Annotated in this window: 11 protein-coding genes; 10 read left to right on the forward strand and 1 reads right to left on the reverse strand. The window is 65.9% G+C overall.

Features of this window, described 5'->3' with window-relative positions:
- From LQT98_RS14440 to LQT98_RS14450, 3 genes are all read left to right on the forward strand, one after another.
- Positions 1-347 (forward strand): LytTR family DNA-binding domain-containing protein (locus LQT98_RS14440; protein ID WP_231463122.1); only part of this gene is annotated, 347 nt, incomplete at its 5' end.
- Positions 348-600: 253 nt separating this feature from the next.
- Entirely contained in the window at positions 601-1,815 is a 1,215-nt protein-coding gene (locus LQT98_RS14445; RefSeq protein ID WP_231463123.1) for an L-lactate MFS transporter, read from the forward strand.
- Between the two features lie 605 nt (positions 1,816-2,420).
- Complete coding sequence (locus LQT98_RS14450) at positions 2,421-2,942, forward strand: hypothetical protein (protein ID WP_231463124.1); 522 nt, start codon at positions 2,421-2,423, stop codon at positions 2,940-2,942.
- A 402-nt stretch (positions 2,943-3,344) separates the two neighbouring features.
- Here the strand turns inward: LQT98_RS14450 and LQT98_RS14455 are convergent, their stop codons facing one another.
- Complete coding sequence (locus LQT98_RS14455) at positions 3,345-3,809, reverse strand: YaiI/YqxD family protein (protein WP_231463125.1); 465 nt, start codon at positions 3,807-3,809, stop codon at positions 3,345-3,347.
- A 125-nt stretch (positions 3,810-3,934) separates the two neighbouring features.
- Between LQT98_RS14455 and LQT98_RS14460 the strand changes: the two genes are divergently transcribed.
- From LQT98_RS14460 to LQT98_RS14490, 7 genes are all read left to right on the forward strand, one after another.
- Positions 3,935-5,104: an isovaleryl-CoA dehydrogenase gene (locus LQT98_RS14460; RefSeq protein ID WP_081547845.1), complete on the forward strand. Its 1,170-nt coding sequence runs from the start codon at positions 3,935-3,937 to the stop codon at positions 5,102-5,104.
- Positions 5,105-5,207: 103 nt separating this feature from the next.
- Entirely contained in the window at positions 5,208-5,552 is a 345-nt protein-coding gene (locus LQT98_RS14465; protein WP_231463128.1) for a nuclear transport factor 2 family protein, read from the forward strand.
- 14 nt (positions 5,553-5,566) lie between these two features.
- Positions 5,567-7,165, forward strand: coding sequence for a carboxyl transferase domain-containing protein (locus LQT98_RS14470; RefSeq protein ID WP_166452547.1), 1,599 nt, complete (start codon positions 5,567-5,569; stop codon positions 7,163-7,165).
- An 18-nt stretch (positions 7,166-7,183) separates the two neighbouring features.
- Positions 7,184-7,969, forward strand: a complete 786-nt coding sequence (locus LQT98_RS14475; protein WP_231463130.1) for an enoyl-CoA hydratase/isomerase family protein — start codon at positions 7,184-7,186, stop codon at positions 7,967-7,969.
- 103 nt (positions 7,970-8,072) lie between these two features.
- The gene (locus LQT98_RS14480; RefSeq protein ID WP_231463132.1) at positions 8,073-10,040 is read left to right on the forward strand and encodes an acetyl/propionyl/methylcrotonyl-CoA carboxylase subunit alpha; all 1,968 of its coding nucleotides are present in this window, start codon (positions 8,073-8,075) and stop codon (positions 10,038-10,040) included.
- A gap of 5 nt (positions 10,041-10,045) precedes the next feature.
- The gene (locus LQT98_RS14485; RefSeq protein ID WP_231463133.1) at positions 10,046-10,558 is read left to right on the forward strand and encodes a GyrI-like domain-containing protein; all 513 of its coding nucleotides are present in this window, start codon (positions 10,046-10,048) and stop codon (positions 10,556-10,558) included.
- Positions 10,559-10,570: 12 nt separating this feature from the next.
- Complete coding sequence (locus LQT98_RS14490; RefSeq protein ID WP_231463135.1) at positions 10,571-11,482, forward strand: hydroxymethylglutaryl-CoA lyase; 912 nt, start codon at positions 10,571-10,573, stop codon at positions 11,480-11,482.
- Positions 11,483-11,487: the final 5 nt, after the last annotated feature.

Below are 11,487 nucleotides of genomic sequence, written 5' to 3' on the forward strand. Positions count from 1 at the left end.
CCGAAGCCCCGGCCGCCAGCCGCACCGTCAACCTGGTCAAGGGCGACAGCATCATCGTCACCCCCTGCGAACAGATCTACTACGCCGAGGCCGACGAGAAAGTCACCCTGGTCTACACCGCGCACGACCGCTACGTGATGTCGATGAGCATCAGCGAATTCGTCGCCCGCCTGCCGGCCGACAGCTTCTTCCGCTGCCACCGCTCCTACTGCGTCAATATCCACAAAATCCGCGAGATCGCGCCCTGGCTCAACAGCACCTACATCATCAAGCTGTACGACCTGAAAGCCGAGATTCCGGTCAGCCGCAGCAATATCAAGGCCTTCCGGCAGTTGATGCATCTTTGAGCGTTGGTCGCCTGCGCGGCGCATCAAACCGGCTGCCAGCCGGCTCCTGAACAAGACCAGACATTCCATTGGCAAGCCGGCTTGACAATGGAAATGCCATCCACTCACACGCGCCATTTTCAGGGCCTGCAACTGGTTCGCCGCCGTCTGCACTTCATTCCGCGCCGCCTGCATCTCATGCCGCCGCCGCGCCCCCTACATAAGCACAGGCTTATAGTCACACCAACAGTAATGACTTTAAGCGAGCAGCGCCATGAACGCCTCAAACACCATCCGCTACCGTACCCTGGCCGGCACCGTCCTCACCCAATTCGCGCTAGGCTCCGTCTACACCTGGAGCCTGTTCAACGCCCAACTCTCCGCCAAGCTGTCCGAGCCGGTCAGCCAGGTGGCTTTCGCCTTCGGCCTGCTCAGCCTGGCGCTGGCGGTGGCCTCCTCGCTGGCCGGCAAACTGCAAGAACGCTTCGGCGTGCAGCGCGTCACCCTGGGCGCCGGCCTGCTGCTGGGCCTGGGCTTCTTCCTCACCGCCCAAGCCAATAATCTGGTCATGCTCTATCTGTGCGCCGGCGTGCTGGTAGGCCTGGCCGACGGCGCCGGCTACCTGCTGACGCTGTCCAACTGCGTCAAATGGTTCCCGGAACGCAAGGGCCTGGTATCCGCCTGCGCCATCGGCGCTTACGGCCTGGGCAGCCTGGGCTTCAAATACATCAATCTGGCGCTGCTGGCCCGCTTCAGCCTGGAAACCACCTTTGAGCTGTGGGGCCTGATCGCCATGGCCATGGTGGTGGCCGGCAGCCTGCTGATGCGCGACGCACCGCAGCAACAAGCCGCCGCTCAACAAACCGCCAGCCATGACTACACCCTGGCCGAGGCGATGCGCCAACCGCAGTACTGGATGCTGGCGCTGATGTTCCTGACCGTGTGCATGAGCGGCCTGTACGTGATCGGCGTGGCCAAGGACATCGGCGAAAGCTATGTGCACCTGCCGGCGCTGACCGCCGCCAACGCCGTGGCGGTGATCGCGGTGGCCAATCTGTCCGGCCGCCTGGTGCTGGGCATTCTCTCCGATAAGATGCCGCGCATCCGGGTGATCACCATCGCTCAGATTGCCGCGCTGGCCGGCATGCTGACCCTGCTGTTCGTGCCGCTGAACGCCACCCTGTTCTTCCTGGCCATCGCCTGCGTCGCCTTCAGCTTCGGCGGCACCATCACCGTCTACCCCTCGCTGGTCAGCGATTTCTTCGGCCTCAACAACCTGACCAAGAACTACGGCGTGATCTATCTGGGCTTCGGCATCGGCAGCATCGTCGGCTCCATCGTCGCCTCGCTGTTCGGCGGCTTCCTGGCCACCTTCCACCTGATCCTGGCGCTGTTGATCGTCGCGCTGCTGTTCTCGCTGACCATCCGTCAGCCGGGCAGCAGCAAGGAAGCGGAGTTCGAAGCCGAGCCGCATCTGGGCAAGGCCTGATTCCCACGCCGCTCACTGAAACGCCCCCTCTTTGGGGGCGTTGTTGTTGGGGGGTTAGCCTCCCATTGCACTTTCAGCGGACACACCGCGTTTTGCGGCTTTTTCGTGTCCGACTTGTTATTGTGTTGCCTGAATCTGGGCGGGCCCTGGCAGGGGCGCCTTCGGGTGCGCTGGGCTGAAAGCCGGTGAGACTAGCCTTGTCATGTGCCCGCCCTGCCGCCTTGCGGCATGGCCCTTCTGCTCAAGAGCTTACAAAGGGTAGAGCTTGTCCGTCCGGTATTAGGCTGCGCAGAGCTTGATTTCGGCGGTCCTTTTCTTTGCTAGACTTCGCCGGCTTGACGCCCTCCCGCTCCTCCCCAACAATAGCCCCCGCGCCGCAGCAATCGCGGCGCTCGGGATTGGTCTCCTGATTATGAGTTCTTACTGCGGATGCGCTGTTTCCACAGCGTATCCGTTGCCATTGCTTTGCCTATTCGGGTGGGCCGTGGCAAGTGGCGCCCTCGCGGGCGCACCGGCTTTCGTAAGAACTCACCGGTTAGACCAACTCTTGTCATGTGCCCGCCCTGCCGCCTTGCGGCTGGGCCCTTCTGCTCAGGAGGTTGCAAATGGTAAAGCCTGTCCGTCCGGTGCTAGGCATCGAACTCTCTCCGTCCGCTACTGAAACCCAAGACGTCCATCAGGACGCCTCTCCACTCCCGCCGCTAGGGCCGCGCTCCCGTTACCGGTTTGCCGGTCCCCACGCCAAAGACCTCAGCCTGCCCTTCATCCGCCGCATCAAAGGCCGCACCTATCCGCATTACTGGCAGCCGGCCGAGGCCAAGGATGAGTTCGAAGCCTGCGCCTTGGGTCTCCAGTACGCCGCCCATCTGGCGCAGTTGCTGAAGCTCAACCGCCAACACTCCGGACGCGGACTGCTGTTCCGCATCACTAACGACATGGATTTCAGCGAGCGCGGCCACCGCCGCAGCATGTGCAAAAGCTTCTTCAACTATCTGGAGATACTGCTGAACTTGGGAGTGCAACAGGTCGACCTGCCGAAGCATGTGGAGGCGATGCAACGCTTCCATCTCAGCCTGGACGAATTGAACACCTTGCAGAGGAAGCCGCGTAGAAAGAAGAAAGGCTAAGACCGTGTTCATGATCTTTTAGCCACGAGTTCGGCAGTGTTAGATACGGAGGAGACCGCATATTCGATGCGCCCCAACTCCCTTCAAGCCTGCCGACGGGTGGCAGGCCCGAGGTCTTAAGCGGCTGTTTGTTCGAGCAGCGCGACGTTAGCGCGCCATCACTGAGCGAATCGAAGATTCGCACGTAGAGAGTTCAGCCGCGCCTCGGGCCTGACGGGAACCGGCGGGAAGCCGCAGGCCAGGCTTGCAGGGCGGCCTTTGGGGTGAAGGGGAATTTGGCCGAGCAAATTCCCCTTCCTGCCCGCCGGGCAGCCCCGGCAATCAAAATCATCATCCGCGCAGCGGATTCAATATCGCAAATACGTTTGTAAAGCTGCCCAAAAACGGAGCGCCAAGCTCGCCTCAACCCCGCCGCTTCGCCAACCAGATATCCAACTGCCGGGCGAAAGCCTGCCGGTCCGCCTGACTCAAGGGCGGCGGGCCTTCGGTCTGCACGCCGCTGGCGCGCAGCGTGTCCATGAAATCCCGCATCGTCAGCTGCGCGGCGATGGTGTCCGGCGAATACACGTCGCCGCGCCAGTTCAGCGCCTGCGCGCCCTTGCCCAAGGCCTCGGACGCCAAGGGGATGTCGCCGGTGATCAAGAGATCGTTCGCCGCGATGCGGCGGACAATCTCGTTGTCCGCCACGTCAAAGCCTTTCGGCACTTGCAAGGCGCGGATATTGGGCGCCTTCGGCACCGTCAATAGTTGATTGGCGACGAACACCAGCTCCACGCCGGTGCGCTGCGCCGCCCGGCACAATGTTTCGCGGATCACCTTGGGACAGGCGTCCGCGTCCACCCATATCGTCATGTCTGTTCTCTGCATGCAAACCCGGCCATGATAACGGTTTCGCGCCGGTTTCCGTCGTTGCCATGTTGACGCTTACGTAAACGTAAGTAATGATAGAGCATATCACGCGAATCACGCGCGCCCATCAGAGGAGAGAAACCATGTACAGCAGCCTGCGCTTCGCCTTTGGCGACACCTACGATATGTTGCGCGAAACCGCGCGCGACTTCGCCCAAAGCGAAATCGCCCCGCGCGCCGCCGACATCGACCGCGACAACCTGTTCCCGGCCGATCTGTGGCGCAAGTTCGGCGATCTGGGCCTGCTGGGCATGACGGTGGACGAGCAATACGGCGGCACCCAGATGGGCTATCTGGCCCATATGATCGCGATGGAGGAAATCAGCCGCGCCTCCGCCTCGGTGGGCCTGTCCTACGGCGCGCACTCCAATCTCTGCGTCAACCAGATCCACAAAAACGGCAACGACGAACAAAAGCGCCGGCTGCTTCCCAAGCTGGTGTCCGGCGAGCATGTTGGCGCGCTGGCGATGTCCGAGCCCAACGCCGGCTCCGACGTGGTCAGCATGAAGCTGAAGGCCGACAAGGCCGACGGTGGCTACCTGCTCAACGGCAGCAAGATGTGGATCACCAACGGTGGCGACGCGGACGTGATGGTGGTGTACGCCAAGACCGACGTCAGCGCCGGCGCCAAGGGCATCACCGCCTTCATCGTGGAGCGCGGCTTCGCCGGCTTCAGCCACGGCAGCAAGCTGGACAAGCTGGGCATGCGCGGCTCCAACACCTACCCCATGTTCTTCGACAACTGTTTCGTGCCGGACGCCAATGTGCTGGGCGGCGAAGGCAACGGCGTCAAGGTGCTGATGAGCGGCCTGGACTACGAGCGCGCGGTGCTGGCCGCCGGCCCGCTGGGCATCATGCAGGCCTGCATGGACATCACGGTGCCGTATCTGAACGACCGCAAGCAGTTTGGCCAGGCCATCGGCGATTTCCAGCTGATGCAGGGCAAGCTGGCGGACATGTACGTCAAGCTGTCCGCCAGCCGCGCCTATGTCTACGCGGTGGGCCAGGCGCTGGACCGCGGCGAAACCGGCCGCCAGACCCGCAAGGACGCCGCCGGCGCCATCCTGTACGCGGCGGAGGGCGCCACCCAGATGGCGCTGGACGCCATCCAGTGCCTGGGCGGCAACGGCTATATCAATGAATACGCGACTGGCCGCCTGCTGCGCGACGCCAAGCTGTACGAGATCGGCGCCGGCACCAGCGAAATCCGCCGCTGGCTGATAGGCCGCGAACTGATGGCCGAAACCCGGTAAGTCACGGTGGCGAAGTGCCTGATGCCGCGTTGCGCAGCCTTGCTTCAGGCCTTTTCTCCCGCCGCTCCCCATTCTTTTCCGGCAACGCTCAGGAAACCAAGACATGACAGCTCCCGAACGCATCGTCCAGGCTCAACTGGACGCCTACAACGCGCGCGATCTCGCCGCCTTCACCGCCTGCTACGCCGAGGGCGTCAAGGTTTACCGCCTGCCATCCATGGAACTGACACTGGACGGCCGCGCAGCGCTGGCCGAGCACTATGCGAGCAAGCGCTTCAATCTGCCCCGGCTGCACGCCGCGCTGCTGCACCGCATCGTCCAGGGCCGCCGCGTCATTGATCATGAAGACGTGACGCTGGACGCCGAGCGCTCCATGCGCGCGGTCGCCATCTACGACGTAAACGCCGAAGGCCTGATCGCGGCCGTATGGTTCGTCGACGGCGAATGACAAGGTAAAACGCCATGCCCATCCTCGAATCCAAGCTTTCGCCGCGCGCGGCGGACTTCCAGGCCAACGCCGACAAGATGCGCGCGCTGGTGGCCGACCTGCGCGACAAGGTGGCCAAGGCCGCGCTGGGCGGCGGCGACAAGGCGCGCGCCAAGCACGCCGCCCGCGGCAAGCTGCTGCCGCGCGAGCGCATCGATCTGCTGCTGGACCCCGGCGCGCCCTTCCTGGAGCTGTCCCAGCTGGCCGCCTTCGGCATGTACGACGACGACGCGCCCGGCGCCGGCCTGATCAGCGGCATCGGCCGCATCGCCGGCGTGGATTGCCTGATCATCGCCAACGACGCCACGGTCAAGGGTGGCACTTATTACCCGATGACGGTGAAGAAGCATCTGCGCGCCCAAGAGATCGCGCGCGACAACCGTCTTCCCTGCGTGTATCTAGTCGATTCCGGCGGCGCCTTCCTGCCCTTGCAGGATGAGGTGTTCCCGGACCGCGAGCACTTCGGCCGCATCTTCTACAACCAGGCCAATCTGTCCGCCGCCGGCATTCCGCAGATCGCGGTAGTGATGGGCAGTTGCACCGCCGGCGGCGCCTATGTGCCGGCGATGTCGGACGAAACCGTCATCGTCAAGGAACAAGGCACCATCTTCCTGGGCGGCCCGCCGCTGGTGAAGGCGGCCACCGGCGAGGTGGTGACGGCGGAGGAGCTGGGCGGCGGCGATGTGCACGCCCGCGTGTCCGGCGTGGCCGACCACCTGGCGCAAAACGACGCCCACGCGCTGTCCATCGCCCGCCGCATTGTGTCCGGCCTCAACTGGCGCAAGCAGGGCGAGCTGGACCGCGCCGAGCCGCGCCCGCCGCGCTACGCGGCCGAGGAAATCTACGGCGTGATTCCGGCGGACCCGAAAAAACCCTTCGACGTGCGCGAGATCATCGCCCGGCTGGTGGACGACTCCGAGTTCGACGAGTTCAAGCAGAACTACGGCGCCACCCTGGTCACCGGCTTCGCCCGGCTGAACGGCTACCGCGTCGGCGTCATCGCCAACAACGGCATCCTGTTCTCCGAGTCCGCGCTCAAGGGCGCGCACTTCGTCGAGCTGTGCTGCCAGCGCGGCATTCCGCTGCTGTTCCTGCAAAACATCACCGGCTTCATGGTGGGCAAGAAGTACGAGAACGGCGGCATCGCCAAAGACGGCGCCAAACTGGTCACCGCCGTGGCCTGCGCCCGCGTGCCCAAGTTCACCGTGCTGATAGGCGGCAGCTTCGGCGCCGGCAATTACGGCATGTGCGGCCGCGCTTATTCGCCGCGCTTCCTGTGGATGTGGCCGAATAGCCGCATCTCGGTGATGGGCGGCGAACAGGCGGCCGGCGTGCTGGCCCAGGTGAAGAAGGAACAACTGGGCGACGCCTTCGGCGCCGAGCAGGAAGAGGCGCTGAAAGCGCCGGTGCGCGAGCAGTACGAACGTCAGGGCCACCCCTATTACGCCAGCGCGCGCTTGTGGGACGATGGGGTGATAGACCCGGCGCAAACCCGCGAGGTGCTGAGCCTGGCGCTGGAGGCGGCCTTGTCCGCGCCAGTGGAAAGCACCCGCTTCGGCGTGTTCCGGATGTGACGGCGAAAGGCGATACCGATGAGCTACACCACGCTTGAAATCGAACACAGCGGCAAGACCGCGACGATCTGGATGAACCGGCCGGACGTTCACAATGCGATGAACGAAACCCTGATCGCCGAGCTGACCGCCGCCTTCACCCATCTGCAATTGCAGGCGGACTGCCGCGCCATCGTGCTGGCCGGCCGCGGCAAGAGCTTTTCCGCCGGCGCGGACCTGGACTGGATGCGCCGCGCCGCCGGCTACGGCGAGGAGCAGAACCTGGCCGACGCGCAGCGGCTGGCGGCCATGCTCAAGAGCATCTACCGCAGCAAGAAGCCGGTGATCGCCCGCATCCACGGCGCGGCGCTGGCCGGCGGCACCGGCCTGGCCGCGGTCTGCGACGTGGCCATCGCCACCGAGGCCGCCAAGTTCGGCCTGACCGAGGTGAGGCTGGGCCTGGTGCCGGCCACCATCGGCCCCTATGTGGCCGACGCGATAGGCTGGCGTCAGGCGCGGCGTTATTTCCTGTCCGCCGAGCGCATCGACGCCGCCACCGCGCTGCGCATCGGCCTGGTGCATGAGCTGGTGCCGGCCGAGGCGCTGGACGCGCGCGTGGCCGACATCGCCGAGGCGATGGCCCAGGGCGCGCCGCAGGCGCTGTCCTCGGCCAAGGACTTGCTGGCCATGCTGCGCGAGGGCTCGCCCTGGGACGATCAATTGCTGGAGGACACCGCCGGCCAGATCGCCAGCGTGCGCGCCGGCGCCGAGGCGCGCGAGGGCCTGGCCGCTTTCTTCGAAAAACGCGCGCCGAGCTGGATTTAAAGATCAATTAGCCACGGAAGCACACCGAAACACACGGACAAATTCATCGTTTGGATTCCGTGCCCTTCCGTGTGTTTCCGTGGCAAAAAACAGGTTTAACGCCATGTTCAATAAGATACTCATCGCCAACCGCGGCGAGATCGCCTGCCGCGTGATCAAGACCGCGCGCGCGCTCGGCGTCGCCACCGTCGCCGTCCATTCCGACGCCGACGCCGACGCCCGCTTCGTCAAGCTGGCCGACGAGGCCTACCGGCTGGGCCCGGCTCCGGCGGCGGAATCCTATCTGCGCGGGGACTTGATCCTGGACATCGCCCACCGCAGCGGCGCGCAAGCCATCCATCCCGGCTACGGCTTTTTGTCCGAAAACGAGGACTTCGCCGCCGCCTGCGAGGCCGCCGGCATCGCCTTCATCGGCCCGCCCGCCTCCGCCATCGCCGCGATGGGCAGCAAATCCGCGGCCAAGGCGCTGATGGAGCAAGCCCGGGTGCCGCTGGTGCCCGGCTATCACGGCGAGCGCCAGGAGCCGGACTTCCTGCGCGGCCAGGCCGACGCCATCGGCTACCCGGTGCTGATCAAGGCCAGCGCCGGCGGCGGCGGCAAGGGCATGCGCATCGTGGAAGCTTCCGCGGACTTCGAAGCGGCGCTGGCCTCCTGCCAGCGCGAAGCGCGCGCCAGCTTCGGCGACGACAAGGTGCTGGTGGAGAAATACCTGCCGCGCTCGCGCCATGTGGAAATCCAGGTGTTCGCCGACCGCCACGGCCAATGCGTGTATCTGTTCGAGCGCGATTGCTCGGTGCAGCGCCGCCACCAGAAAGTGCTGGAGGAAGCGCCGGCGCCGGACTTGCCGCCGGCCACCCGCGAAGCGATGGGCGCGGCCGCCTGCGCCGCCGCCCGCGCGGTGGGCTATGTCGGCGCCGGCACCGTGGAATTCATCATGGAAGTGCTGGCCGACGGCCGCCCCGGCCGCTTCTTCTTCATGGAAATGAACACCCGGCTGCAAGTGGAGCACCCAGTCACCGAGATGATCACCGGCCAGGACCTGGTGGCCTGGCAGTTGGCCGTCGCCAGCGGCCAGCCGCTGCCCTTGAGCCAAGAGCAGCTGCGCATCAACGGCCACGCCATCGAGGCGCGCATCTACGCCGAGGACCCGGACAAGGGCTTCCTGCCCGCCACCGGCACCCTCTACCACCTGCGCGCGCCGGCGGAATCCGCCGTCGTGCGCATCGACACCGGCGTCGTCGCCGGCGACAGCATCTCACCCTTCTACGACCCGATGATCGCCAAGCTGATTGTCTGGGGCGAGGACCGCCGCCAAGCGCTGCAAAGACTGGACGCGGCGCTGGCCGATTACCAGGTGGCCGGCGTCACCACCAACATCCCCTTCCTGCGCCGCATCGTGCAGCACGCCAGCTTCGCCGGCGGCCAGGTGGACACCGGCCTGATCGCCCGTCATCACGACGCGCTGCTGCCGCCGCCCGCCGCGCCGGACGCGGAGCAATTGGCGCTGCTGGCGCTGGCCGAGACGCTGGCCGCGCCCGGCGCTTACCCGGTGGCCGCCGGCTGGCGGCTCAACGGCGCGCTCAGCCGCAAGCTCGTGTTCCACATCGCCGGCCAAGACTACCCGGTGACGCTGCGCCATCTGGGCGACGGCTGCGAAATCACCGCCGCCGGCAGGCAGTTCTCCGCCAGCGGTCGCCTGGACGGCGCGACGCTGCGCGCGCGGCTGGGCGATCAACAACTGGAAGCCGTCGTCGCCCGCAACGGCCCGCAACGGGTGCTGTTCGCCGCCGGCCGCCGGCTGGAAGCGCAGTGGCTGGACCCGCTGGCGGTGGCCGCCGAGGACGTGCACGGCGAAACCCATCTGAAAGCGCCGATGCCGGGCCGCATCGTCGCGCTGCTGGCCGCCACCGGCGTCAAGCTCAACAAGGGCGAGCCGCTGCTGATCCTGGAGGCGATGAAGATGGAGCACACCATTCCCGCGCCGGCGGACGGCGTGGTCAAGGCTTTCTATTTCGGCAGCGGCGAGCAGGTCAACGACGGCGACGAGTTGGTCGACTTCGAAGCGGAGTGAACCCCATGGACCCCATCATCATCAATCATCCCGGCCTGAATCTGGCCGGCTACAGCATCGCCACCCAGATGGAGAACGGCGACAATCTGCGCCAGATTCCAGAATTCTGGGGCGAATACGCGGCCACGCTGCGCCAGCCGCTGCTGGCGGCGCTGGGCCGCGCCGACGCCGCCGAATACGGGCTGATCCACGACTTCGACCCGGACAGCGGCCGCTTCGGCTATATGATAGGGATGGAGTGCGCCCAGCCCTTGCCGCTGCCGCCCGGCTGCGCGCGGCGCAGCACGCCGCCGGCCAAGTACGCGGTGTTCACCACCCAGCCGGCCGGCAGCGACGCCGAATTCGGCCAGGCGATCCAGGCGGCCTGGCGCTACATCATGCAGGACTGGCTGCCGGCCTCCAAGCAATGGGAGCAAGCGCCGCTGGGCTCTTTCGAGCGCTACGACGGTCGCTGCGCGCCGGAGTTGCCGCAACGCCAGATGGACATCTACATCCCGGTGCAGCCGCGCCACCGCTAACGGAGAGCCGAAGTGCCGCAAGTGAAGATTGTGGAAGTGGGCCCGCGCGACGGGCTGCAGAACGAAAAACAGCCGGTGAGCACCGCCGTCAAGCTGGAGCTGATCCGCCGCCTGGCCGCCAGCGGCCTGCGCACCATAGAAGCGGGCGCCTTCGTCTCGCCCAAGTGGGTGCCGCAGATGGCCGGCAGCGCCGAGGTGCTGGCCGGCCTGGACCAAAGCGGGCCGGCGTCCTACCCGGTGCTGGTGCCCAATGAGCAGGGACTAGACGCGGCGCTGGCGGCCGGCGCGCGCGAAATCGCCGTGTTCGGCGCCGCCAGCGAAAGCTTCAGCCAACGCAATATCAACGCCAGCATCGCCGAAAGCCTGCAGCGCTTCGCGCCGGTGATGGCGCGCGCGCAGGCGGCCGGCGTGCCGGTGCGCGGCTATGTGTCCTGCGTGGTGGGCTGTCCCTACGAGGGCCGCATCGCGCCGGCCAAGGTGGCGGAAGTGGCCGCGCGGCTGCTGGACATGGGCTGCTACGAGATTTCGCTGGGCGACACCATAGGCGTGGGCACGCCGTCCAGCGTGCTGGCGATGCTGGACGCGGTGAGCAAGACTGTGCCAATGGCGCAGCTGGCCGGCCACTTTCACGACACTTATGGCATGGCGATCAGCAATATTCATGCGTGTTTGCGCGCCGGAATGATGACATTCGATTCTTCGGTTGCCGGCCTGGGCGGCTGCCCTTATGCTCAGGGAGCTTCCGGCAACGTCGCCACCGAGGACGTGGTCTATCTGCTGCACGGCGAAGGCCACGACACCGGGATCGACCTGGCCGCGCTGGTGGACACCGCCTGGTTCATCGCCGACGCGCTGGGCAAGCCGCCGGCCTCCAAGCTGGCGCACGCCATCGGCGGAAAACGCGCCGCCGGGCTGGAACGATAACAAGC

The sequence above is a fragment of the Chromobacterium aquaticum genome, assembly GCF_021129195.1.
Lineage (GTDB): Bacteria > Pseudomonadota > Gammaproteobacteria > Burkholderiales > Chromobacteriaceae > Chromobacterium > Chromobacterium aquaticum.

Excerpts from the sequence above, each read along its gene's own strand:
- LQT98_RS14445 (WP_231463123.1), top strand. The coding sequence starts at position 601 with ATGAACGCCTCAAACACCATCCGCTACCGTACCCTGGCCGGCACCGTC.
- LQT98_RS14450 (WP_231463124.1), top strand. The coding sequence starts at position 2,421 with ATGGTAAAGCCTGTCCGTCCGGTGCTAGGCATCGAACTCTCTCCGTCC.
- LQT98_RS14455 (WP_231463125.1), bottom strand. The coding sequence starts at position 3,809 with ATGCAGAGAACAGACATGACGATATGGGTGGACGCGGACGCCTGTCCC.
- LQT98_RS14460 (WP_081547845.1), top strand. The coding sequence starts at position 3,935 with ATGTACAGCAGCCTGCGCTTCGCCTTTGGCGACACCTACGATATGTTG.
- LQT98_RS14465 (WP_231463128.1), top strand. The coding sequence starts at position 5,208 with ATGACAGCTCCCGAACGCATCGTCCAGGCTCAACTGGACGCCTACAAC.
- LQT98_RS14470 (WP_166452547.1), top strand. The coding sequence starts at position 5,567 with ATGCCCATCCTCGAATCCAAGCTTTCGCCGCGCGCGGCGGACTTCCAG.
- LQT98_RS14475 (WP_231463130.1), top strand. The coding sequence starts at position 7,184 with ATGAGCTACACCACGCTTGAAATCGAACACAGCGGCAAGACCGCGACG.
- LQT98_RS14480 (WP_231463132.1), top strand. The coding sequence starts at position 8,073 with ATGTTCAATAAGATACTCATCGCCAACCGCGGCGAGATCGCCTGCCGC.
- LQT98_RS14485 (WP_231463133.1), top strand. The coding sequence starts at position 10,046 with ATGGACCCCATCATCATCAATCATCCCGGCCTGAATCTGGCCGGCTAC.